This is a genomic window from Methylomonas sp. LL1, assembly GCF_015711015.1.
Lineage (GTDB): Bacteria > Pseudomonadota > Gammaproteobacteria > Methylococcales > Methylomonadaceae > Methylomonas.
Genome location: NZ_CP064653.1, coordinates 2,441,337 through 2,464,878, shown reverse-complemented (window position 1 = coordinate 2,464,878; position 23,542 = coordinate 2,441,337). Strand labels below are relative to the sequence as shown.

At 53.7% G+C, this 23,542-nt stretch carries 25 protein-coding genes; 14 read left to right on the top strand and 11 right to left on the bottom strand.

The window, feature by feature from the left end; all coding sequences use genetic code 11:
* Window positions 1–16: 16 nt before the first annotated feature.
* From kdsA to accA, 6 genes are all read right to left on the bottom strand, one after another.
* On the bottom strand, window positions 17–853 hold the full coding sequence (kdsA, locus tag IVG45_RS11490) for a 3-deoxy-8-phosphooctulonate synthase (RefSeq protein WP_196433987.1): 837 nt from the start codon (window positions 851–853) through the stop codon (window positions 17–19).
* Between the two features lie 2 nt (window positions 854–855).
* Complete coding sequence (locus IVG45_RS11485) at window positions 856–2,484, bottom strand: CTP synthase (RefSeq protein WP_196433986.1); 1,629 nt, start codon at window positions 2,482–2,484, stop codon at window positions 856–858.
* A 118-nt stretch (window positions 2,485–2,602) separates the two neighbouring features.
* The gene (locus IVG45_RS11480) at window positions 2,603–2,800 is read right to left on the bottom strand and encodes a hypothetical protein (RefSeq protein ID WP_196433985.1); all 198 of its coding nucleotides are present in this window, start codon (window positions 2,798–2,800) and stop codon (window positions 2,603–2,605) included.
* A 2-nt stretch (window positions 2,801–2,802) separates the two neighbouring features.
* The gene (locus IVG45_RS11475; protein ID WP_196437998.1) at window positions 2,803–2,997 is read right to left on the bottom strand and encodes a hypothetical protein; all 195 of its coding nucleotides are present in this window, start codon (window positions 2,995–2,997) and stop codon (window positions 2,803–2,805) included.
* 34 nt (window positions 2,998–3,031) lie between these two features.
* Window positions 3,032–4,360, bottom strand: coding sequence for a tRNA lysidine(34) synthetase TilS (gene tilS, locus IVG45_RS11470; RefSeq protein ID WP_196433984.1), 1,329 nt, complete (start codon window positions 4,358–4,360; stop codon window positions 3,032–3,034).
* A 62-nt stretch (window positions 4,361–4,422) separates the two neighbouring features.
* Window positions 4,423–5,397 (bottom strand): acetyl-CoA carboxylase carboxyl transferase subunit alpha, encoded by a 975-nt coding sequence (gene accA, locus IVG45_RS11465; protein ID WP_196433983.1) that lies wholly within the window; start codon window positions 5,395–5,397, stop codon window positions 4,423–4,425.
* 81 nt (window positions 5,398–5,478) lie between these two features.
* Here accA and IVG45_RS11460 point away from each other — a divergent pair, with 81 nt between their 5' ends.
* The 5 genes from IVG45_RS11460 (at window position 5,479) to IVG45_RS11440 (ending at window position 10,275) form a co-directional block, all read left to right on the top strand.
* A complete protein-coding gene (locus IVG45_RS11460) occupies window positions 5,479–6,789 on the top strand; it encodes a replication-associated recombination protein A (protein WP_196437997.1) in 1,311 nt (436 codons plus the stop codon).
* A gap of 201 nt (window positions 6,790–6,990) precedes the next feature.
* On the top strand, window positions 6,991–8,190 hold the full coding sequence (locus IVG45_RS11455) for a cytochrome-c peroxidase (protein ID WP_196433982.1): 1,200 nt from the start codon (window positions 6,991–6,993) through the stop codon (window positions 8,188–8,190).
* Window positions 8,177–9,253: a metallophosphoesterase gene (locus IVG45_RS11450; RefSeq protein ID WP_196433981.1), complete on the top strand. Its 1,077-nt coding sequence runs from the start codon at window positions 8,177–8,179 to the stop codon at window positions 9,251–9,253. Before IVG45_RS11455 ends, IVG45_RS11450 begins: the two co-directional genes overlap by 14 nt.
* A 19-nt stretch (window positions 9,254–9,272) precedes the next feature.
* Complete coding sequence (locus IVG45_RS11445) at window positions 9,273–9,677, top strand: cytochrome C (protein ID WP_196433980.1); 405 nt, start codon at window positions 9,273–9,275, stop codon at window positions 9,675–9,677.
* 208 nt (window positions 9,678–9,885) lie between these two features.
* Window positions 9,886–10,275, top strand: a complete 390-nt coding sequence (locus tag IVG45_RS11440; protein WP_196433979.1) for a hypothetical protein — start codon at window positions 9,886–9,888, stop codon at window positions 10,273–10,275.
* Window positions 10,276–10,501: 226 nt separating this feature from the next.
* Here IVG45_RS11440 and IVG45_RS11435 read toward each other — a convergent pair whose 3' ends face one another.
* Both IVG45_RS11435 and pssA read right to left on the bottom strand, forming a co-directional pair.
* Window positions 10,502–11,341 carry a CHAD domain-containing protein gene (locus tag IVG45_RS11435; RefSeq protein ID WP_196433978.1) on the bottom strand — a complete coding sequence of 280 codons (840 nt, stop codon included), beginning with the start codon at window positions 11,339–11,341 and terminating at the stop codon, window positions 10,502–10,504.
* A gap of 2 nt (window positions 11,342–11,343) precedes the next feature.
* Window positions 11,344–12,093 (bottom strand): CDP-diacylglycerol--serine O-phosphatidyltransferase, encoded by a 750-nt coding sequence (gene pssA, locus IVG45_RS11430; protein WP_196433977.1) that lies wholly within the window; start codon window positions 12,091–12,093, stop codon window positions 11,344–11,346.
* A 601-nt stretch (window positions 12,094–12,694) separates the two neighbouring features.
* Between pssA and IVG45_RS11425 the strand changes: the two genes are divergently transcribed.
* The gene (locus tag IVG45_RS11425; protein WP_196433976.1) at window positions 12,695–13,651 is read left to right on the top strand and encodes a hypothetical protein; all 957 of its coding nucleotides are present in this window, start codon (window positions 12,695–12,697) and stop codon (window positions 13,649–13,651) included.
* 230 nt (window positions 13,652–13,881) lie between these two features.
* Here the strand turns inward: IVG45_RS11425 and ilvC are convergent, their stop codons facing one another.
* Genes ilvC through IVG45_RS11410 form a run of 3 tightly spaced genes read right to left on the bottom strand, consistent with a single transcriptional unit; the run spans window position 13,882 to window position 17,156 of the window.
* Window positions 13,882–14,898, bottom strand: coding sequence for a ketol-acid reductoisomerase (ilvC, locus tag IVG45_RS11420; RefSeq protein WP_196433975.1), 1,017 nt, complete (start codon window positions 14,896–14,898; stop codon window positions 13,882–13,884).
* A gap of 30 nt (window positions 14,899–14,928) precedes the next feature.
* Window positions 14,929–15,420, bottom strand: coding sequence for an acetolactate synthase small subunit (gene ilvN, locus IVG45_RS11415; protein ID WP_196433974.1), 492 nt, complete (start codon window positions 15,418–15,420; stop codon window positions 14,929–14,931).
* Window positions 15,420–17,156 carry an acetolactate synthase 3 large subunit gene (locus tag IVG45_RS11410; RefSeq protein ID WP_196433973.1) on the bottom strand — a complete coding sequence of 579 codons (1,737 nt, stop codon included), beginning with the start codon at window positions 17,154–17,156 and terminating at the stop codon, window positions 15,420–15,422. Before IVG45_RS11410 ends, ilvN begins: the two co-directional genes overlap by 1 nt.
* Window positions 17,157–17,310: 154 nt before the next feature.
* On the opposite strand from IVG45_RS11410, the gene IVG45_RS11405 reads away from it, so the two are divergent.
* From IVG45_RS11405 to IVG45_RS11370, 8 genes are all read left to right on the top strand, one after another.
* A complete protein-coding gene (locus tag IVG45_RS11405) occupies window positions 17,311–18,003 on the top strand; it encodes a 4'-phosphopantetheinyl transferase family protein (protein ID WP_230874551.1) in 693 nt (230 codons plus the stop codon).
* A 408-nt stretch (window positions 18,004–18,411) separates the two neighbouring features.
* A complete protein-coding gene (locus IVG45_RS11400) occupies window positions 18,412–18,687 on the top strand; it encodes a hypothetical protein (protein ID WP_196433972.1) in 276 nt (91 codons plus the stop codon).
* A gap of 11 nt (window positions 18,688–18,698) precedes the next feature.
* The gene (hemP, locus tag IVG45_RS11395) at window positions 18,699–18,881 is read left to right on the top strand and encodes a hemin uptake protein HemP (protein ID WP_196433971.1); all 183 of its coding nucleotides are present in this window, start codon (window positions 18,699–18,701) and stop codon (window positions 18,879–18,881) included.
* A gap of 79 nt (window positions 18,882–18,960) precedes the next feature.
* The gene (locus IVG45_RS11390) at window positions 18,961–19,749 is read left to right on the top strand and encodes an energy transducer TonB (RefSeq protein WP_196433970.1); all 789 of its coding nucleotides are present in this window, start codon (window positions 18,961–18,963) and stop codon (window positions 19,747–19,749) included.
* A gap of 4 nt (window positions 19,750–19,753) precedes the next feature.
* Window positions 19,754–20,494, top strand: a complete 741-nt coding sequence (locus IVG45_RS11385; protein ID WP_196433969.1) for a MotA/TolQ/ExbB proton channel family protein — start codon at window positions 19,754–19,756, stop codon at window positions 20,492–20,494.
* On the top strand, window positions 20,494–20,919 hold the full coding sequence (locus IVG45_RS11380; RefSeq protein WP_196433968.1) for an ExbD/TolR family protein: 426 nt from the start codon (window positions 20,494–20,496) through the stop codon (window positions 20,917–20,919). The genes IVG45_RS11385 and IVG45_RS11380 overlap by 1 nt, the downstream gene beginning before the upstream one ends.
* Before the next feature lie 79 nt (window positions 20,920–20,998).
* Window positions 20,999–21,229 (top strand): DUF6686 family protein, encoded by a 231-nt coding sequence (locus tag IVG45_RS11375; RefSeq protein WP_196433967.1) that lies wholly within the window; start codon window positions 20,999–21,001, stop codon window positions 21,227–21,229.
* 99 nt (window positions 21,230–21,328) lie between these two features.
* The gene (locus tag IVG45_RS11370) at window positions 21,329–23,518 is read left to right on the top strand and encodes a TonB-dependent receptor (RefSeq protein WP_196433966.1); all 2,190 of its coding nucleotides are present in this window, start codon (window positions 21,329–21,331) and stop codon (window positions 23,516–23,518) included.
* Window positions 23,519–23,542 lie beyond the last annotated feature (24 nt).

Genomic DNA, 23,542 nt, shown 5'->3' with positions numbered 1-23,542 from the left:
TGGATAAGTTGTAATTTTATTTTAGGGTGGTTTCGATAAACGGCGCTGCTTTTACCGCACGGTCAATCGTCATCAGTGTTTCCAGCAGCTCTTTCATGCGATGCAGCGGCCAGGAGTTAGGGCCGTCGCTGAGTGCCTCTTCCGGTTTCGGATGGGTTTCCATGAACAGGCCGGCGATACCCGCCGCCATTGCCGCCCGCGCCAATACCGGCACATGCTCGCGTTGGCCGCCGGAGCAACTGCCCTGGCCGCCCGGTAACTGCACCGAGTGGGTTGCGTCGAACACGACCGGACACTGGGTGTCGCGCATCACCGCCAACGAACGCATGTCGGACACCAGATTGTTGTAGCCGAACGAGACGCCGCGCTCGCAAACCATGATTTTGTCGTTGCCGGTGGCTTTGGCCTTGGCGACGACGTTGCTCATGTCCCAGGGCGCCATGAACTGGCCTTTCTTGATGTTGACCGGTTTACCCTGAGCGGCGACACTTTGGATAAAATTGGTCTGCCGGCACAGGAAAGCAGGGGTTTGCAAGACGTCGACGATCGACGCGACTTCCGCTAGCGGCGTGTCTTCGTGGACATCGGTTAGCACCGGCACATTCAGTTGCTGTTTAACCTTTTCCAGAATTTGTAAGCCGGTTTCCAGGCCCAAGCCGCGAAAGCTGCTCATCGACGAACGGTTGGCTTTGTCGAACGAGGATTTGTAAATGAACGGAATGTTCAACTGGTCGGCGATTTCCTTCAATTTGCCGGCGGTATCGAGTGTCATTTGTTCGCTTTCGATCACGCAGGTGCCGGCGATCAGGAAAAACGGTCGATCCAGGCCGACTTCGAAATTACATAAGTGCATGCTTAACCTTGCTTTTTGTGTTTGGCGGCCGCTTCGACAAAGCCGGAAAACAACTTATGGCCGTTGCGCGGTGTCGAGGTAAATTCGGGGTGGAACTGGCAGGCCAGGAACCATGGATGGTCCGGTAGTTCGATGATTTCCACCAAGCGGCCGTCCATCGATTTGCCGGAAAAGCGCATGCCGGCGGCTTCCAGTTGTTTTAGATATTGATTGTTGAACTCGTAGCGGTGACGATGGCGTTCGGTAATCACGTCTTTTTGATACAGATCGAAAGCCAATGAATCGGCTTTTAATCGGCATTTTTGCGCGCCCAGGCGCATGGTGCCGCCGATATCGGAGTCTTCGTCGCGTGTTACGACTTCACCGGCTTCATCCATCCATTCCGTGATCAAACCGATTACGGGATGAGGGCTTTTGGGCAGAAACTCGGTGCTGTGCGCGCCTTCCAGGCCAACGACATTCCGGGCAAATTCAATGACCGCCGACTGCATGCCTAAACAAATGCCCAGATAAGGAATCTTATTTTCGCGGGCGAAACGCACGGTGGAAATTTTGCCTTCGACGCCGCGCTCGCCGAAACCGCCGGGTACCAGGATCGCGTCGACGTCTTTCAGTTGGGCGGTGCCTTCGGCTTCGATGGTTTCGGAATCGATGTAGGTGATCTGGACTTTATGCCGGGTGTGAATGCCGGCATGAATCAAGGCTTCGTTCAACGATTTATAGGCATCGGTGTGGTCGACATATTTGCCGACGATGGCGATATTGACCTCGTCGGTCGGGTGGGTCAGGCCTTCGACCACTTTCTCCCAAGCCGACAAATCGGCGGGCGGCACATCCAGGCGTAATTGTGCAACCACAATATCGTCCAGTCCCTGTTCGCGCAGCAACAGCGGGATGCGATAAATGGTGTCGGCGTCGATTGCGGAGATGACGGCCTTTTCGTTGACATTGGTGAACAAGGCGATCTTGCGGCGTTCGCTGGCCGGAATCGGTTGCTCGGAACGGCAAATCAGGATGTCCGGTTGAATGCCGATAGTGCGCAGTTCCTTGACCGAATGCTGAGTGGGCTTGGTTTTCAGCTCGCCGGCCGACTTGATATACGGCACTAGCGTCAAATGAATGAACAAGGCCCGATCGCGGCCCAGTTCCACGCCCATTTGACGGATCGATTCCAGAAACGGCAACGACTCGATGTCGCCGACCGTGCCGCCGACTTCGATCAGTGCCACGTCCTTGCCTTCGGCGCTGGCGTAAACCCGGCGCTTGATTTCATCGGTGATATGCGGGATGACCTGCACGGTCGCGCCCAGATAGTCGCCCTTGCGCTCATTGCGCAGAACCTGCTCGTAAACCTGGCCGGTGGTAAAGTTGTTTTTCTTGGCCATCGTGGTTTTCAAAAACCGTTCGTAATGGCCCAGATCCAGGTCGGTTTCGGCGCCGTCCTCGGTCACGAACACCTCGCCGTGTTGAAACGGGCTCATGGTGCCGGGATCGACATTGATGTAGGGGTCTAGTTTGGTGAGAGTGACTTTGAGGCCGCGATCTTCGAGAATCGCCGCCAAGGAAGAAGCTGCGATGCCCTTTCCCAAGGATGACACCACGCCGCCGGTGATAAAAATGAATTTTGTCATGAATGTTATGCGCCCTGTTTAGCGAATAGCAAGGGGTCGGAAAAGGCCCAAATTTTAACAGTTTTGCGGCCGGCTTGCCGTTTTAATTCAGTGCCGGGTTGGTGCGGAGGGCTTGGTTTTATAAATCCCGGTCGGTGCCGCCGCGCAAATTGGGCCATCGGCTAAAGGCAAATACCCAAATCATCACGATATTCACCACCGGCACCAGCAAGACTAAGGCCCACCAGCCATCGAGACCGGCTTTCAGCAGGATTTTGTAGCCCAGCCATAACACGAACAGGACAAACAGCGGAGCCAATAAATAAAACAGCATCATGATCACCGCTCCTGTTTGGCATTGGGCCAGGGTAGAAAGGCCAGTTGCAAAAAGATGATCAATAAACCGAAGCCGGGCAGGAACACCAATGCTGCCCAGGCCGGGTTCAAGCCGGCTTTTTTGTAGATCAGGATAGTCGGTATCAGGATCATCAAACCGACGATCACTACTTGAAGTATCTCGGGAACCATCAACATCATCCACCTCCGGAAATTGTTGCAGCGCTAATCATCACACGCTTTCAGGCGGCTGCCAATAGAGCTGATAACAAGTGTCGTCGGCGCGGGTCCAGGCCCATTCCGCGACCCACAGGCCCGCAGCCGCCGCCAACCTATCATTCAGATAAAGCAACGGCCGGATTTCCCGTTCCCAGGGTGGAATGCCGGCTTCCTGAAACAGTTTTTTCAAGTCATGTTGACCACTTCGGCCTGGCAGCTTGAGCTTTTCTCCGCCGCTACGCGGTTTGATAGTGATTTTGGCTGCATGCCAGATTCGTTTATCGATGCCGGCGGAGGCAGTTGCCCGAGTCAGCAGGTAGCCGTTCGACAGTGTTAAAGTGGGTATTTCCGGGTTCCATTCCTGGCAGCCCTGTAGTTTACGCAGACGGTTTTCGCTTAGGCAAAACAACCGCTGCCGGTATTTTTTTAAATAATGGGCTTGGGTGAAAATCCGCGGATTGGCGTCTTCGCGGGCTGCTATCAGTTGCTGATTGATAGACTGCAATAGTGCTTGGCTGGGCGGCTTTAAACCTAATAGGTCAAGCCAATGCCGTAATAGCCAATTACGTTGTTCGCTATCGAACTCACCGAGTTTGTCGATGGCCAGGCTTTTATCGGTTGGATCGAATATCCGCCCAAATGCTTCTTGCCCCCAGGTTTCCAGTAATGTGGCGGCTTCGGCGCAATGCCGGGCGCTACGGGCCACGGTTTTATCCAGCGACGGCCAGCGTTGCTTTAATAACGGCACGATCTCGTTACGCAGAAAATTACGGTCGAAATCGTTGTGCTGGTTGGTCGGATCTTCGATCCATGTCAGGGCCTGTTGCCGGGCATAGTTCCGAATTTCGCTTTTACTGACATTTAGGAGTGGCCGTAACATGTAGCCGAGGCCAAACGCGGTTGAAACCGGCATGGCCGCCAGGCCTTGTATGCCCGCGCCGCGAAACAGTTGCAACAATAAGGTTTCCATCTGGTCTTCGCGGTGTTGGGCCAACAATAACAGGTCGCCGGTTTGCAACAGGTTCTGCAAGGCTTGATAGCGCGCGTTACGGGCGGCGGCCTCCGGGCTTTCGCCATGGCTTGCCTTGGCATTGACGTTAATCGATAGAAAGGCAATGCCCAAGGCGTCGGCTTGTTGGCGGCAGTGTTTTTCCCAGTCGTCGGCCACGGCTTGCAGGCCGTGATGTACGTAAACCGCGACGACTCTCGCTTTCAGGGCGGTTTGCGTGGCACACAAGTGCAGCAAGACGTGCGAATCGATGCCGCCGCTGTAGGCAATAAACAGCTCTCCGGTTGTTGCCGGAATCAGGTCGGCGATGGAATGGTAGCTGAGTTTGGTCATGGTTAGTCCAATAAAAAAGGCCGGGGTTAATCGGCCTTTTCGGGTGCTTAAAGCGGTGAAACTTATTTAACCGGTTCTTCGATATAAGCCCCGAAACGCATGATGCGTTGATAGCGTTTTTCCAGCATTTTATCCAGGTTTTGCGCTTCCAGATTCAGTTCGTCCAGATGCCGCAACAGCGCTTCGCGTAGATTCATCGCAACTTTTTCGAAGTTGCGATGGCCGCCGCCGACCGGTTCCCGTACCACTTCATCCAGAAAGCCTTGCTCACGGACCCGGTCGGAAGTAATGCCCATCGCTTCGGCGGCCAGTTGGGCCTTGTCGGCGCTTTTCCACAGAATCGAGGCGCAACCTTCCGGTGAAATCACCGCATAAGTGCTGTACTCCAGCATCAACAAACGGTCGCCGACGCCGATCGCCAACGCGCCGCCGGAGCCACCCTCGCCGATGACGGTGCAGATGATCGGAGTCTTCAGCTTGGACATTTCGAACAGGTTGCGGGCAATCGCCTCGCTTTGACCACGTTCCTCGGCGCCGATGCCGGGGTAGGCGCCAGGGGTGTCGATCAAACAGATGATGGGCAGTTTGAAGCGCTCCGCCAGTTTCATGACCCGCAAGGCTTTGCGGTAGCCTTCGGGGCGCGGCATGCCGAAATTGCGGTAAATTTTTTCCTTGGTGTCGCGGCCTTTTTGATGGCCGATCACGACGACAGGTTGACCGTCCATGCGTGCCAGTCCACAGACGATGGCCGGATCATCGGCGTAGGCCCGGTCGCCATGCAGTTCGTGGAAATCGGTAAATATCAGGTCGATGTAATCCAGCGTGTAGGGGCGGCCGGGATGTCTGGATAGTTGAGAAATCTGCCAATCCGACAAGTTGCTGAAAATGCTCTCGGTCAGGCCTTCGCATTTTTGTTCGAGCAGTTTCAGGGTTTCCGAAATATCGAAATTGTTGTCCAGCTCCACCTTGCGCAGTTCTTCGATCTTGGCTTGCAGTTCGGCGATAGGCTGTTCGAAATCTAAAAATTTTAAATCCATGTCAATCCGGCGTCAGAATCAATAAAATGGCCGGCAATTCTAATGAAAAATGGCGCTATTGCCTATCTGTTTTACTTGATCATGACTAAAGCCCATACATTTATACCTCAGCCCGATGCGCCATTGGCGGCCAGAATGCGGCCGGCGACATTGGACGAATTCATCGGCCAGCAGCATTTGCTGGCCAAGGGTAAGTCATTGCGCGCCGCGATCGAACAAGGCACGCCGCATTCGCTGGTGTTCTGGGGCCCGCCCGGTGTCGGCAAAACCACGTTGGCCAAGATCATCGCCAGCAGTGCCCATTGCCATTTCATCGAGTTGTCGGCGGTGATGGCTGGGGTCAAGGAAATCCGCGCAGCGGTCGCCGAAGCCGAAGACGTCAAGTTGACTCGCAACCTGAATACTGTGGTGTTCATCGACGAAATTCACCGTTTTTCCAAAAGCCAACAGGATTCGTTGCTGGCGCCGATCGAAAGCGGCGCCATCATCCTGTTCGGCGCCACCACCGAAAACCCGTCGTTCGAACTGAATAACGCATTGCTGTCGCGGCTCAGGGTCTACGTGATGCGCAGCATAGAGCCCGAGGCGCTGGTGGCATTGCTGCAAAACGCGTTGACCGATAAACAACGTGGGTTGGGCGATCACAATCTGGTGATCAGCGCGGAGGTGTTGGAAATGATCGCCAAGGCCGCCGACGGCGATGCCCGCCGCTGTTTGAATATCCTGCAAATTGCAGCCGATCTGGCGGAAATTGTCGATGACCGGGAAGTTGTCAACCAAGAAGTGCTGGAGGAAGTGCTGCAAGGCCACGCTGCCCGTTTCGATAAGGGGGGCGATATTTTTTACGATCAGATTTCGGCTCTGCACAAATCGGTGCGCGGTACCGATCCGGATGCGGCCTTGTACTGGTTTTGCCGGATGCTGGACGGCGGTTGCGACCCGTTGTATATCGCCCGCCGGGTGGTGCGGATGGCCTCGGAAGACATTGGCAACGCCGATCCGCGCGGTCTGGAACTGGCCTTGAATGCCGCCCATGCCTACGAACGTCTGGGGAGCCCGGAAGGCGAATTAGCGCTGGCACAGGCCGTTGTCTACCTGGCTTGCGCGCCCAAAAGCAACGCGGTGTACGTGGCTTATAAAGCGGCCATGGCCGATGCCCGTAACAGCGGTTCGTTGGAAGTGCCGATACATTTGCGCAACGCACCGACTAAGCTGATGAAGGAGTTGGGGCATGGCGCCGACTACCGCTACGCACATGACGAGGCCAACGCCTATGCCGCAGGCGAAAATTATTTTCCGGAAGCCCTGAAAAATCGGCGATATTACCAGCCGGTCGAGCGGGGATTGGAGATCAAGATCAAAAGCAAACTGGATTTTTTACGTAAACTTTGATCAGGCCTGGCGGCTATCCGGATTTTTCCGCTGATTCAGCAAGTGGCTTGATCTATTTCGGGATTGTCTTAATCCACAAACCGGTCTAAAGTTCCGACCATCTAAACCGTATATTTTCAGGAGAGTCAGCTTAAAACCTAGGTGTTTACCGTCAGGTTTGTCGTCATTTGTAATAAATACAAACAATACCAGGAGGCCATCATGCGCCCATTGTTGTTAATCACGCTCAGCGCGGCTGTCTTGAGTTGTAGCCAGGCGGTTTATAGTCAGCAATCCTCAGCGGCAGTTGCCACGCCAGCAACCAACGCCGGCGATTCCAATCCGTTACTGGGGCTTCCGCCCGTTCCCGTTCCCGCCAATAATCCGCAAACTCCGGCTAAAATCGCCCTCGGCGACAAGCTGTTTCACGACAAGCGTTTTTCGATCGACGGTACCATCAGTTGCTCGTCCTGCCATGATGGCGACAAAGGCTTTACCGATAACTTGCCGGTATCGATCGGGCATCATGGTCTGAGAGGCACCCGCAATGCGCCGACCGTGATCAACGCCGCGTTTTACAAATCCCAGTTTTGGGATGGGCGCGAGCCGGATCTGGAAGGTCAATCGAAAGGCCCCTTCGTCAATCCGGTCGAAGCCGGTCTGGCCAATCACGAACCGATACTACAAATCGTGCGGAGCGATCCGGAATATCAAGCGGCATTTAAACAAGTATTCAACGCCGGCGGCGAGCAACTGAGCATGGATCATGTGTCAAAAGCCATCGCCAGTTTCGAGCGCAGCATCGTCGCCGGCAATTCAGCTTTTGACCGGTTTTATTTTAAAGGCGATAAATCGGCGTTGACCGAACAGCAGCATCGCGGCTTTCAAGTGTTTTTAGCGCAGGGCCGTTGCGTGTCCTGCCACAGCATAGAACAGGATCATGCCTTGTTTAGCGACAGCCGTTTTCATAACATCGGCGTGGGTATCAACGCGATTCAGGGTGACGTGCCTCGTCTGGCGCCGGCATTTCTGGAAGCCAAGGCCAAGGGCGGCGATGTCGACAAAATGGTGCTGACCGACAAAAAATCGTCCGAGTTGGGGCGTTTCGCGGTGACCGATGGTTTTAATGACTTGGGTGCTTTCAAAACCCCGACCTTGCGCAATATTGCATTGACGGCGCCGTACATGCACGACGGCAGCTTGAAAACCTTGAAAGAGGTGGTAATCCATTACAACAACGGCGGCGTCACGCCGGCCAACGCCCAGGTCAATGCATTTTTGAGCGGAGGCATTCGACCGTTGAATCTGAGCGACGCGCAAATCGACGATTTGGTGGCGTTTATGGATGCGTTAACCAGCGAACAGTTTGCTAAACCCCGTCCCGTAGCCGCTACGCAAGGAGACCATCATGAAAAACATTAATCGTAGCCGCCGCCAGTTCCTAAAAACCGGTGGTGCTCTGGCGCTGGGAAGTACCTTGCCAATCAGCCTAGTGGAGTTGGCATTCGCCGAACCCAGCCAGAATTTCAGCTTTGCCTATATATCCGACGCCCATATCCAGCACATCAAGGGCGCGCGCTTCGTCAGAAACTGGGACATGGGCTTGAAACGGGCCGTGGCCGAGGCCAATCTGCTGACGCCTAAACCGGATTTCGTCATGTTCGGCGGCGATTTGGCTCAGCTTGGCAGCAAGGAGGAACTGGATCACGGCGCCGAGATCATGTCCGCTTTGAGTCACAAGTTGCGTTATGTGATGGGTGAGCATGATTATTATCTCGACCTTGGCGCCTATTGGGAAAAACTGTTCGGACCGCAGTACTACAGTTTCGACCATAAGGGCGTGCATTTCATCGTGCTGAACAGCATTCGTACCTATGATGACTGGACTTACAAACGTTGGCCGACTGCGGAACAACGCATGTTGGAAATGGCCGGGCTGGATAATCCCAACGGCTCGCCGTTCATGGTTGGCGACGAACAGAGCAAGTGGCTGAAACAGGATTTGGACAAGGTCGCCAAGACCGTGCCGATCGTGGTGTTCTCGCATTCGCCGCTGCAAAAAATCTATAAGGGCTGGAATTTCTGGACCGAGGATGCCGAGCAGATTCAGGCCTTGCTGAAACCCTATAAAAAGGTTTCGGTGATCTACGGCCATGTGCATCAGATTCAATACAACCAGATCGGCAACATCAGCTTCAATTCGGTGATGGCCACCGCTTGGCCCTGGCCCTATCCATCGACTTACGCGCAAGCCGAGCAATACCTGCCCAAACTGACGGTGCCGATGAACCGGGCCGATCCGTTTTTCGAACGAGACGCTACCGGTTGGCAGTTCATTAATGTCGCCAATGGCAACGTCGATTTGAATTTTACCTTGTACAACAACACGGACCGGGTGGTGCGTTTCGATAATTTGAAAAAACAGCCGCAGGACAGGGATTATCAGGCGGAAAATGCGCGAATCAACCCGCAACGCCACTACTAATCGGGATAGGAGCAATACTATGAAATCATCGAAATATTCTCTAATAGTGCTTTCGGTTATTACGCTACACGCTGCGGCGACAAGGGCCGATGAGTTCACGCCGGACGACGAGCAGCGTTGGCAACAGCAATTCATGGATAGCGTCAAGCAGGGTAGGGAATTATGGACCAGTCCGACGCTGGGCAGCAACGGTGTGGCCTGTGCGCAATGCCACCCCAACGCCGCCAATACCCATCCGGAAACCTATCCCAAGTTCCAGAAACAAATCGGTAAGGTGATTCCTTTGTGGGAAATGGTCAACTGGTGTTTGCGTAATCCGCTGGAAGGCCAGCCGCTAGCGGCCGATGACCCGAAAATGGTTGCGATTCAAGCTTATGTGACTTACGAACGCCGAGGGGTTAAGTTGGAGCCGGGCAAGCATTGATCTTTTGAAAAAGATATTTGCATTTTTCTCATGTAGCAGGCTCGGGTTAAGCTCTTATTGGATGTTGAATTCCATGCGGGTATGGCCGAATTTTTGAGGGTTAACAGCGGTATTTAGCAAATCGGCCTGATTCCATTTTCTTTCCTTTGATTATCCAATATGGGCGAGTAGAATTCAAAACGTGCTAATTAAAAATAGGAGAATAATAATGAAAAAAATAAATGTGGCGACAGTTTTGTTGAGTTTATCCTTGTTTGTTCCGGCTGCTTATGCGGATGTTACTTTGAAATCGGCGGATGAAATTCAGGGCGCATGGAAACTGGATCATACAAAAAAATCGATGGCCAGCAATGAAATTTTGAAGCGGGAAGATACCTGGGATTTCAAGGGGGGCAAAGTCACCATTACCCATATTCCGCGCGAAGGGACTTTTTATGACCAGTCTCCCGTCAATTACGAAGTGGAAGACGGCAAGTTAAAAATATCTATTTTGGGACGGTCGGATAAATTCGACGTATTTTCGTTGGTGGAAAAAGACGACAAAACTATGACCCTGAAAGGTAAATTTGGCGACGTGTATTTTTTTAATAAAAAATAATTAGGACGTTACACTCCGAAAACGATAGTGGTAACGACTCGGTTTTTATCGAGTTTTTCAAAATAATATTTTCCTTTACTTGGTGGGCAGTCAAAATTCAGTCCATGCTTGACGCCCGCCATTAATCCTAGGTTGCTTCGATCTTATAGCCGGTTGTCGTCTGGATGTTAGCGGCAATGCCGATTGTATCCCGCTGTTTAGCTTGGCCGTCAATCCCGATAGACATTCAAAATTCCCATGGAAAGGCCTGATTTGGCTCGGAACGCCAGAATCGTAAGAGCTCGGCGCGCCTATTCATATAAACATCCAGTAGAGCCCGGTGGCGTTGTTGATAATGCGTTTGGACGGATGCGGGTGGTTGGTCGGCGAAAAAACTAGTTAGGCTACTCAAGAACACGCGGGAATTCTGAATTTCGCCCATGAGAGTTAGATAATCCTGCAATTGCCGCGGGTGATTTTCCGGCAAGGCCGGCAGCAGCATTTGAGCCGATGCCAGCATATAGCGCAGTTTTTTCACGGCGATACGCAAGCGGTGTATCGTGGCCGGTTGGCTGGAGTCGATAGCTTGATAGCGTTCCAGCGCGGTCTGGTAAGTGTTGTCGATGACGCTCATGACCCGTTGTTTCAGTTCGGACTTGCCGAATTCGGCAAGCAGGTGTTTGCGGGTTTTTTCCAGCAATCGATGCAGTGTTTTGCTGCGTATGGTTTCGATGATAAGCGGGGTCTGAGCCACTAGCCGTTGTTCGGTGAGTCGCAGGTGCCGTTGGAAAGGCGCAAGTTCCGGTAGTGCGTCCAATGCGCCGGAAATTTCCAACAGCATCACCTGGGTGTCGCGGAGTTGGTCAAAGCCGTCCAGTTGGGCTTTCAGAGCCTTGCGTAGCTTGCGTAAAGCCGGTTGTGGCGTCAGCGCCTGAAGTAATTCAATTAATGATAATAAGCGGCGGGTGCCAATACGCAGCTTGTGCACGGCTTCTTCGCCGGCTGCATGTTGGCAGTCTGCCAAGCGCTTTTGGTACTTTTCCCATAGACTGTCAAGCGCATGTGTTAGCAGCTTGCAGTCATGCATGGCTATGACTCGGGACTCTTACGGCTTTGCAATCGTTTCTTGCGCATGACCAGCGTGAAAATCGGTCCTGATGCGGCATAACCGACTGAAATCAGGAACAACATGCGTTGAGGTTGCGCCATCACGAAGCTGATCGCCAGCATGGCCAATATCGTAACGATGAACGGTACCCGGTTCTTGAAATCGAGTTCCTTGAAGCTGGAATAACGGAAATTACTGACCATTAACAGGCCGGTGGTAATGGTGGTAATCAGTACCACGTATTTGAAGTTTTCTACCTCGTAACCGTTTTCGATACAAAACCACAGGCCACCCGCCAAAATAGCCGCCGCAGCAGGGCTGGGCAGGCCCTGGAAATAACGCTTGTCGGCCACTTCCACCTGGGTGTTGAAACGAGCCAGCCGCAGCGCGCCGCCGGCCATGTGTACGAACGCGGCAAACAGGCCGACCTGACCCATGCTGGAGAGTGTCCACAGATACATGACAATGGCCGGTGCCGCGCCAAAAGATACCATGTCGGACAGGCTGTCGTATTGCACGCCGAATTCGCTTTGGGTGTTGGTCAGGCGGGCCACGCGGCCGTCCAGGCCATCGAGCACCATAGCGATAAACATCGCAATCGCCGCATTTTCAAATCGGCCATTGATGGCCGAGGTGATGGCGTAAAAACCGGCGAACATGGCGCCGGTGGTGAACAGGTTAGGCAGCAGGTAGATACCTCGATGGCGCTTGGGCTGTTGTTTATCTATCATAGTATTAGCTTACAGTGAGGAATTGGGCGGCATTGTACATGGACCGCTTGAGGGCTGCTATCTTGTTTGCCGCTCGCCGTATTTTAGCAAGGGCTTTTTACTCGCTTCAAAAGCGCCATACCAGCAGTGCTTGCGGGACATTGTCGTGTAGACCCTTGATGCCGTATTTATTATGCCGACAGTGTTCTGGTGTTAGTGTGAAGAAATGTCCGGATAGTTGGTTATGCCTTTCGGCCGGAATGGGTCGGTGTTCACTTCGTTGTGGACTTGTTAAGCTGTGCGTCCGTCTTGGGAGATATTTTGACGTTCCCGCCAAATAGCGCACATTATGGCATATCGCGTATTTATCCAGTTCTGATGGTTCATAACCTAATGATTTTATTGACATCTAAGTTTGGCTTAATACTTGCTCAAATTAAAGTTGCCAAACGAGCAAACTGACAGTTGTTTGTCGTGTCATAAGAGAAAAGTCGCGCCCATTATTAATAGGCTGGAAATTGCAAGTCTTATCTAAGATCGTCGCATCGCTTCGTTAAGGAAAACCAACTTCAATCGCTTGGCGTCAATTTCATAATACAAATACTATCTGAGGTGAAGCAATATGAAGAAAACCAAGCTTGCCCGTGCCGTCAGGCTGGCGCTGACCACCGGGGTTTTATCTCTAGGCGCGGTATCCAACGCGTCGGCCGTTTCGACGACTATGTATAACCTGTCTACCGGGCTCGGTTCCGATAACAGCACCAACACCATCGATCCTACGGCTGGTGGAGTCTGGGGCGAGAATTTAAATGGGGGCACTGACGGCTGGGCGAACGGTGCTTATTGGCAGACTAAAACTATTGGATCGATTGCTGCCCAAAAATGGGCCGGCACCGGTGGCCAGACCAGCGCGCCCTTTGGTTATACCGGCGCCCACATGAACTGGGGGCTTGAGTTTACCGGCAACACGGGCAACACGGCCGAAATTTCCACATTCGACGCATTCGCAAAATATGGGGTCTATGCGGATATCGATACCGCTAAGGGGGCCTGGAGTGACGCAAATGCGTTTAAGCCTTCGGCCGTTGGTTGGGGGCATAACTTGGATACGGGTCTGTTTAGAACCGATGTCAGTGGAACGGTTACGTTGGAGCTGCAAGGTATTTTGCAATCCGGTACCAACTTCGGTTTTACCGTCTTTAAGGGTATGGATGCCATGACCCGGTATGCTCATCATAGCGCTTGGAATGCGGGCAACAATCAAGACGGGATTACCGATGATTCAACGCCTTACACGATTGATTTCGATCTTGGAACCCTGCTTCCCATCACCGATATTGTCGCTTATAGCGTCGGTGGAGCTAATCCCGTCAACCTTAATACCATTAGTTTCGATGCCGAGGCCGGCCAAATTTATACCATCTTTTTGGGTGGCTACCGGAACGGTTCTTGGGGCGCGACAGATGATGGATACAGGCTAACTGTTTCACAAGTGCCCGTGCCCGGCGCTTTATGGTTGTTCGGCAGCGCTGTTTTGGGATTAATTGGTGTGCATCGTAAAAGATCGTCAAATTTCTAATCTTATGAGCTGAAGGATTTGAAACACCCTTAAACTTATGCCGTTTGCAAGTGAATTACGGCATAAACTGTACGATGTTCTTAGGGGGGGGCTAGATTCCTGTGCGCCAACCGGTAGCTAATTGCTTGGGTTGTTAGTCGTTTAGCAATTCAACTGTTAACTTTGCAGGGCTTGCGGTAAGTGTAAAAAAAGCCCATCCTAAGATGGGCTTTTCGTCAGGCAATTGCCGATTAGTTTTTGCTCTTATCGACGATCTGGTTGGCCTTGATCCAAGGCATCATGCCGCGCAATTTGGCGCCGACCACTTCGATCGGATGTTCGGCGTTCAGGCGGCGACGTGCAGTCATTTCAGGGTAGCCGGTTTGGCCTTCCAGGATGAATTGCTTGGCGTATTTGCCTTGTTGAATGTCTTCCAGCGCTTGTTTCATCGCCCAGCGGCTTTCTTCGTTGATGACTTTCGGGCCGGTGACGTATTCGCCGTACTCGGCGTTGTTGGAGATCGAGTAGTTCATGTTGGCGATGCCGCCTTCGTACATCAGATCCACGATCAATTTCAGTTCGTGCAAACACTCGAAATAAGCCATTTCGGGCGGGTAACCGGCTTCGGTCAGGGTTTCGAAACCGGCTTTGACCAGTTCCACCGCGCCGCCGCACAATACCGCTTGTTCGCCGAACAAGTCGGTTTCGGTTTCGTCGCGGAAGGTGGTTTCGATGATGCCGGAACGGCCGCCGCCAATCGCGGAAGCGTAAGACAAACAGATGGCTTTGGCTTGGCCGGAAGCGTCTTGGTGAATCGCAATCAAGTCAGGAATGCCGCCGCCTTTGACAAACTCCGAGCGAACGGTGTGGCCGGGCGCTTTAGGCGCGATCATGATCACGTCCAAATCGGCGCGAGGCACGACTTGGTTGTACAGAATCGCAAAGCCGTGGGCGAAGGCCAGGGCCGCGCCTTGTTTGATGTTGGGCTCGATTTCTTCCTTGTACAGCTTGGATTGGAACTCGTCCGGGGTCAGAATCATCACCACGTCGGCGCCGGCAATGGCTTCCGGCACGTCTTTGACGGTCAGGCCGCTGGCTTGGGCCTTGGCGACGGAAGCGGAATTGGCGCGCAGGCCGACGACAACGTCAACGCCTGAATCTTTCAGGTTGTTGGCGTGGGCATGGCCTTGCGAGCCGTAACCGATGATGGCTACTTTTTTGCCTCTGATGACCGACAGGTCGGCGTCTTTGTCGTAATAAACTTGCATAGGTTTTCTCGTTTTCTGATGGGTGTAAAGTTATAAATGTAAGCCTTTTTCGCCGCGGGAAATGCCGGTCGGGCCGGAACGCACCACTTCGATGATGCTACCTTCCTCGAAGCCGTGAATAAAGGCGTCCAGTTTATTGGACTGGCCGGTCATTTCCACCACATAGCTGGCGGGGGTGACGTCGATGATTTTACCGCGAAAGATGTCGACCATGCGTTTGACTTCTTCGCGCGATTCCTGGGTGGTTTTGATTTTCACCAGCATCAGTTCGCGCTCGATATGTGGTGCATCGGCCAGGTCGATCAGTTTGACCACATCGATCAGTTTATTTAACTGTTTGGTGATTTGTTCGATCACGTCATCGTTGCCGCGGGTGACCAGGGTCATGCGCGACAGGCTGGCGTCTTCGGTCGGCGCCACGGTCAATGATTCGATGTTGTAGCCGCGCGCCGAAAACAAACCCGCCACCCGCGACAGGGCGCCGGCTTCGTTTTCGATTAAAATCGAGATGATATGTCTCATTAAGATAACTCCCTGTCCAGAGGCGTGCCGGGGGCGACCCGCAGCTTCATATCGTGATGGGCCTTGCCGGCTTCGATCATCGGATAGACGTTTTCGGTGCGGTCGGTGATGAAGTCCAGGAACACGGTGCGGTCTTTCATGGCGAAGGCTTCCTGCAGGGCGGGGCGCACATCGGCCGGTTTTTCGACCCGGATACCGACATGGCCATAAGCCTCGGCCAACTTGACGAACTCGGGGATCGTGTCCATGTACGACTGCGAATAACGGCTTTGGTAGGAAAACTCCTGCCATTGCCGCACCATACCCATATAACGGTTGTTCAGGTTGATGATCTTCACCGGAGTGTTGTACTGCAGTGCCGTGGACAATTCCTGAATGCACATCTGGATGCTGGCTTCGCCGGTGACGCAGGCGACATCGGCATCGGGAAAGGCCAATTTGACCCCGATCGCCGCCGGCAAGCCGAAGCCCATGGTGCCCAAGCCGCCGGAATTGATCCAGCGCCGAGGTTTGTCGAATTTGTAATACTGGGCCGCATACATTTGATGCTGGCCGACGTCCGACGTGATATAGGCATCGCCCTTGGTGACTTCATACAATTGTTCGATGACAAACTGCGGTTTGATGAACAGGCTGCCGCGGTCATATTCCAGGCACTGAACATCGCGCCAGCTTTCGATCAACTGCCACCAGGCCTCAAGTGCCGGTTTGGACGGTTTGATCTTGCTTTCCCTGACCAGTTCTATCATTTGTTCCAGCACCGGTTTGACTTCGCCGACAATCGGGATGTCGACGCGCACGGTTTTGGAAATCGACGATGGATCGACGTCGATATGGATAATCTTGGCGTAAGGGCAAAATTCGGTCAGCTTGCCGGTTACCCGGTCATCGAAGCGAGCGCCGACCGCCAATATCACATCGCTTTCATGCATGGCCATGTTGGCTTCATAGGTGCCATGCATGCCCAACATACCGACGAATTGCTTGTCGGTGGCCGGATAACCGCCCAAGCCCATCAGGGTGTTGGTAATGGGGTAGCCCAGCATTTGGGTCAGCTCGGTTAATTCCTTGTGGCCTTCGCCCAGAATTACGCCGCCGCCTGAATAAATGATGGGCCGTTGAGCGGACAACAAGACATCAACCGCGCGCTTGACCTGGCCCTTATGGCCGATAATCACGGGATTGTAAGAGCGCATGCTGACTTTTTTCGGATACTTGTAGGGTACCTTGATGTTCGGGTCGGTGATGTCCTTGGGAATGTCGACCAAAACCGGGCCGGGGCGCCCGGTGGTAGCAATGTAGAACGCCTTTTTGATGGTCTCGGCTATGTCGTTGACGTTCTTGACCAGGAAGTTATGTTTGACGCAGGGGCGGGTAATGCCGACCGTATCGACTTCCTGGAACGCATCGCTGCCGATCACCGGCGACGGGACCTGGCCGGAAATGATTACCATCGGAATCGAGTCCATATAGGCGGTGGCGATGCCGGTCACCGCATTGGTGGCGCCTGGGCCGGAAGTGACCAGCACCACGCCCGGTTTGCCGGTGGCACGGGCATAGGCGTCGGCCGAATGGGTTGCGCCCTGTTCATGCCGCACCAGAATATGTTTTACGTCGTCTTGATGGAAAATGGCATCATAGATGTGCAAAACCGAGCCACCTGGATAGCCAAAAACAAATTCGACACCTTCGTCTTTAAGACACTGGACAAGAATATGTCCGCCGCTGAGTTCCAATTTTATGTCCTCAAAATGCTAATCAAACCTGAAAATGTTTTTTACGAAAAAGGTTGAGTAAACTACTGTCTTTAGCGGCTTTCGTCAAGGAAAACCAAGTGTTTTGCCTGGGTTTTACAAGGGGAGCGGGAGACTTTCAAGTAAGGAGCGATGCGTGGAACAGAATTTTGTCGATGTCTGGTGCGGGCAATTGACGTTGGCCCCTGAAAACAGGCAGGCTCTGGAAGCAATGTTGAGTGATGGCGAGCGGCAAAAAGCTCGGTCATTCCAGCGGGAAATGATGCGCGACCGATATATTGCGGTGCGCGGTTTGTTGAGGCAAACGCTGGCCTCCTATCTGCATGTTGAGCCGGCAAGTCTGCAATTTGTCCTCGGCGAGCATGGCAAGCCGAGTCTGGCCGATGCGGCCTTGCGCTTTAATCTTTCCCATTCGGCCGACACTTTATTAATAGCCGTGGCGGATTTTACCGACATCGGTGTCGATATCGAAATCATCAGAGCGCGCGGCAGTCTCGGCAGTTTAGCCAGGCGTTGTTTCTCACAACGGGAGTTTCAAGCATGGTGCTTGTTAGCGCCAGATCAACAAGAAATAAATTTTTACCGCTTGTGGACCAAAAAAGAGGCGTTTGTAAAGGCGGTGGGGCGGGGCATTGCTTTGGGGCTGGATCGGTGCGAAGTCGAATTGGGTCCTGGTGGGGAATTGCGGGCCATACCTGACGAATACGGGCTGGCTACGGATTGGAAAGCTATCGAACTACCGGTGCATGCCGATGTCTGCGCGGCCTTGGTCGCGGAAAACTGTGGGTTTAGTTTACGCCGACTTCAGCTTCAACCGATAGCTGGCTGAGAAATTCAGGTGTTTTGAAAAATATTGAGGCTGTTTGTGTCGCACGAATCTTTGGATTCGGTAACAAACAGCTTACCGGTTGGACGGTATGGGGAGGCTTTAGCCGCGACCAAGGGCTTATCGTCGCGGCTAAAGCCCCCGGCGACATGCAATCGTCGAAAACGGGAAATTGTGTACGGCAAATTCCCTAGAGTGAACGGCGCCGAGATTTATTCGCGCAGCAGAATGCCAAGTTTGGGCGCGTCGTGACAAGCAAGGAAATGGTTTTGCTTGACAATCAAATAAGAATCATTATCATTTGTATCCGACGGTTCTCTCTCGTGCCGTCAACAGCGCACCTGGTCATCCTCCAAAGAAAAAGCAGTGTGCGCTGTCTTAACCTTTATGCAAATTTATCAAGAGGTTTCTATGCATTCAATCGATGTCAACGTTGCCGGTACTCATGACATGACTCAATTGCATGCCGCCACCTGCCAGCTGATGACCCGTTTCATCAACGGCCATCATTGTCCGAAGCTGGCTCATGTCATCGTGCACCAATTGCAACAACTGGCGGCGCATCCGGCTACTCAACTGTCCGATAGCCGGGATATGTATCTGCAACTTTTGGAACACTGGCAAAATGTTTCCAACACGCTGTTAGAGCAGAAAGCCGCCAGACGGCAAATTCATCGCTTTCATTGATCTTAAATACCGTGACAAACCCAATAGCTAAAAACCATGCTCCGCTATCAGCCAAGCCTGAACAAGGCCTAGGACGGCGCAGAATTACCAGTCAACAGCTGTTCGAAGCGCAAAACGAAGTCGTTATCGAACATATGGGAGAAGAGTACCGCTTGCGCATCACCAGCAACGGTAAATTGATTCTGACCAAATAACTTTTTCGATTTAATCGCATAGCCAGCCACCCACCGGTAGCCAGCCAAGCTTTAGTTCATCTGCTTAGCGCGAGGCTATATGATTGCCAATTTTTGTTTTCTACAGTATGCCGCCGTGGCCGCCAAGCCGCAGCAGCAACCATCCGCATCTAATCCGTACAAGACACATAGTGACAATGCATATGTGGCGTGGCTTGGTATCGGTACGGCATTAGCCCTCCACTTGGCTGGGGTGGCATTATTGCCCGGCCAAGTGACGGCGGAAACCATCGCGCCGCCAAAGCCGATTATGGTCAATTGGATTAGCGCCTCGGCGGTGAAAACGCCCACATCGCCCGCCCCCCAATCGGTTCATCGGCCGGAGGCCGCCGCCAAAAAAGTTAAACCCAGACCCCTACCTAAACTGGCCAAACCGCAACCGGTACTGGCCACGCCCAGCGAAACCGTGTCACCCATGATGGTGCCGAGTAGCGAGCCCGAACCTAGGCAAACAAGCATGGCCTCCGAGCCTAGCCCCAGTCAGCCGGCTAACAGCTCATCCAGTCCTTCGAGCGCAACCAGCGACGAAACCAGTCAGCTACCGCTGACGCTGCCGAATTTGAACGCCGATTACTTGAATAACCCGGCTCCCGATTATCCGGCCCAATCCAGACAACTTGGCGAACAAGGCCGGGTGTTGCTGCGGGTGTTGGTAAATGCCGCCGGCGTTGTCGAACAAGTGACGTTGCGCAAATCCAGCGGTTATCCGCGTCTGGATGCGGCGGCCCAGGATAGCGTCAAAAACTGGCGATTCATACCCGCCAAACGCGGTGAGCAGGCCGTCGTCGCCTGGGTAGTCGTACCGATTTCATTCAGTCTGGAAGGATAATGCCATGTCATTCAATCAAAACCTTACGCACTTTTTAGATCAAAGCGATGGCGTCGGCCAAGCGCTGTTCATGCTGCTGATCGTGATGTCGATCGGCAGTTGGTATTTCATCGTGGTCAAAGCTTGGCTGGGCATGACCACCCGCCGCCGCACCCGAGAGTTTTTGAGCCAGTTCTGGGATGCCGCCTCGCTGGATGAAGTCGCGCACGGTTTGGAGCAGCATCGCGACGAAGAACCGTTTTCGCATCTGACCTATCACGCCATCAACGCCACCCGCCATCATGCCATCCACGGCGCGCAGCGTTTGCAGGAAGCCGGTTGCGCCGGTGACTTTCTGACCCGCGCGATCCGCCGGGTCATCGATGAAGAAACCGCAAAACTGGAATGGGGCTTGACCATCCTGGCCTCGGTTGCCAGTACCGCACCCTTCGTCGGCTTGTTCGGCACGGTCTGGGGGGTTTACCACGCCTTGCTCGGCATCGGCCAAAACGGCCAGGGTACGCTGGAACAAATCGCCGGTCCGGTCGGCGAAGCCTTGATCATGACCGGCCTGGGACTGGCGGTAGCGATTCCGGCGGTGCTGGCTTACAACGATTGCGTGCGTTCCAACCGCTTGTTGCTGGCGCAACTGGATGCCTTTGCCCATGACCTGTTTGCATTTTTGACCACCGGCTCGGCCATCAATCCGCGGGGTCAAAACAGCAGCTCGGGCAACGAAGCGCAGGTGTTGGCGGGAGAGCGCTAATGGCATTCGGCGGCTTCGATCAAAACAAAAGCGGCGGCCATGCCGTCGCCGAAATCAACATGGTCCCATTGATCGACGTGATGTTGGTGCTGCTGGTGATCTTCATGATTGCCGCGCCGATGATGACGCACGCGGTGAAAATCGACTTGCCCAAGGCCAGCAGCCAGGCCCGGCAACCGGCGCCTATCGAGCCGATCAATCTGGCCATAGCCGGCGATGGGCAATTGTTCTGGAACCAAGATCCCATCAGCCGCGAACAGTTACAGCAAAAGCTGGCACAACTCGGCCAGGATCTCGATTCGGTGGAACTGTATGTCCACGCCGATAAAAACGTGGCCTACCACTTTGTCGCCGAAGCATTGGCCGATGCCGCGCGGGCCGGTGTCAGCCGTATCGGCTTTGTGTCGGAGCCGGATAAGAGCTGATCGTGTCCGGAATTTCATTAAGGGCCAATGAGCCAACTCAATTCGTTTTTTCTTGATCGTTTACCCGGAGGATCCGCCCATGACTAAAAAGCCCTGTACCCATGAATATTTAGCCGGCAGCGAAACCGGCAAGGTGTTGATGTGCCGTGACTGCGGCGTAGTGCATCTACATCTGCAAAATGTATCGATGCGTTTCGATGTCGAACAGTTCACCGCCTTCGCAATCATGATGGCCGAAGCCTCGAAAAGAATGGAGGATGAGACCAATAATCAGGCGCGCGGACAACCAACGTTGACCTTGGTGCACTAACCGGCCAACGATTAGCGGACCTCGTAAATCAACAAGATCATCAGCCACCCAGCATTCCCCGCCAGGCAGCCATTTTTTGAACTACCTAAAGGGGAAACCATGTATAGCAACCTTGCAAGCCAAACCAAGTCCAACAAAGCCAAATGGCGATTGGGGGCCATATTGCCGCTGGGAGCCGCATTGAGCGGCGCGGCATTCGCCGTCGAACCCGTCACCGGCGTGACCGATGACCAGGAAGTCGTCATGGATGATGTCAAGGTCAAGGCAGCCCGCGAGAAACAAGCCAATCGATTCAAGGCCGATAGTTCCAGCACCGGTAGCAAGACCGAAATGGCGCTACGCGACATCCCGCAATCGGTCAGCGTGGTCAAGGAAGAGTTGATCGAATCGCAAAATGCCTTCAACCTGCGCGATGCGTTACGCAACGTCAGCGGCTTGACCATCGCCGCCGGCGAAGGCGGACGTACCGGCGATTCCATCACCTTGCGCGGTTTCGCCGCCAATTCGGACCAATACCTGGATGGGGTCAAGGACAACGGCCAATACAATCGCGATACCTTTTTCATCGAAAAAGCCGAAGTGCTGAAAGGCGCATCGTCGATTTTGTTCGGACGCGGCGCCACCGGCGGCGTAATCAATCAGGTTGCCAAGAAACCGACCGGCAAGACCGGCGTCAACGGCAGTTTTACCTACGGGATGTACGACTTCAAACGCACTGCGATCGATGCCGAAACCGCCTATCAGGATCTGGCGGCGCGCCTGAATGTAATGTATCAGGACACCGATTCGTACCGCGATTACAATTCTTCCAGTCGCTGGGGCATCGCGCCGTCATTCGCGCTGAAATTGACGCCGGACACCGATTTATCGCTGAACTTGTTGCACCAACAGGAAGAAGGCGTGTTCGATTACGGCGTGCCGATGTGGCGAGGCACGCCGGCCGATGTGCCTATCAATACCTTCTACGGTTTTACCGACAACCGGATGATGGATAGCGACGTCAATGTCGCCACCGTGGCGCTGACGCACCGTTTCAACCAAGATTTTTCGGTGAAAAACTCTATCCGTTACGGCGATTACGAGCGTAAATATCTGACCCATCTGTTCTCCGGCGCGGCGGCCTATACCGGTGCCAATGCCGGCACGATAGCCCGCTCGCAAGCCTTGCGGCTGAGTACTCAAGAAAACGTCTACAACCAGACCGACTTCGTATTCAAGAAGCCGCTGTTCGGTTTTAACAATACCTTGATGTTCGGCAGCGAATTCGGTTGGGAAGAGTACGATTTCAAATCGAAGAATTCGACCGGCGTCACCCGCGTCTCGGTTTTCGATCCGATTATTACCGGCAGTGTCGGTAGAGGCTTGGCCAGCGATTTCAGCGGCACGCTGGCTACCGACCGCTTGACTCACGCCCAAACCTATGCCGGCTATGTATTGGATCAGTTCGAAATCAACCCGGAATGGAAACTGCTGGGCGGTACTCGCTATGACGTGTTCGACGCCCAGCAGGAAGACCGGTTGGGCGTCGCCAACTTCGAAAGCAGCGTCGACCAATGGAGCCCGCGCGGCGGTATCGTCTGGCAGCCGAGCAAGTCGCAATCGTACTATTTCAGTTACGGCAAATCCTTCAACCCGTCGGCCGAAAGTCTGAGTTTGGCGGCCAATAACGCCGAACTGCCGCCGGAGCAAAACCACAATTACGAAATCGGCGCCAAACTGGACTTTTTCGACGGCCGACTGTCGGCGACCGGCGCGCTGTTCAGGCTGGAAAAAACCAATGCCCGCACCACCTCGCCGCTTGATCCCAATCTGCAGGAATTGAGCGGCGAACAGCGCACCGACGGTTTCGAGCTGGGTTTGGCCGGCGAAATCCTGCCGAAGTGGGATGTGTCGCTGACCTATGCCTACCTGGATGCCAAAATCACCAAGTCGACCACCAGCGCGACCGGTTCGGTCAGCGGCTTGCTCAAGTCCTATGAAGGCATGACCGCCGTCAATGTGCCCGAGCACAGCGGCGTGGCCTGGACCACTTACCGCTTGACCGATAATTGGGAAATCGGCGGCGGAGTGTTCTATGCCTCCGATCGTTATGCCGACAGCGTCAACGAGGCGGTATTGCCGGGTTACGCACGGCTGGACGCGATGCTGGCCTATCATCAAAAACATTTCGATGTGCAGATGAACGTGTTCAACCTGGCCGACACCGTCTACTACGAATCCGGCCAAACCAACTCGGCCTTGCCGGGAACGCCGTTGTCCGGGCAGTTAACGGTGAGTTTTAAATATTAAGCATCCACTCCATCACTTCAATCG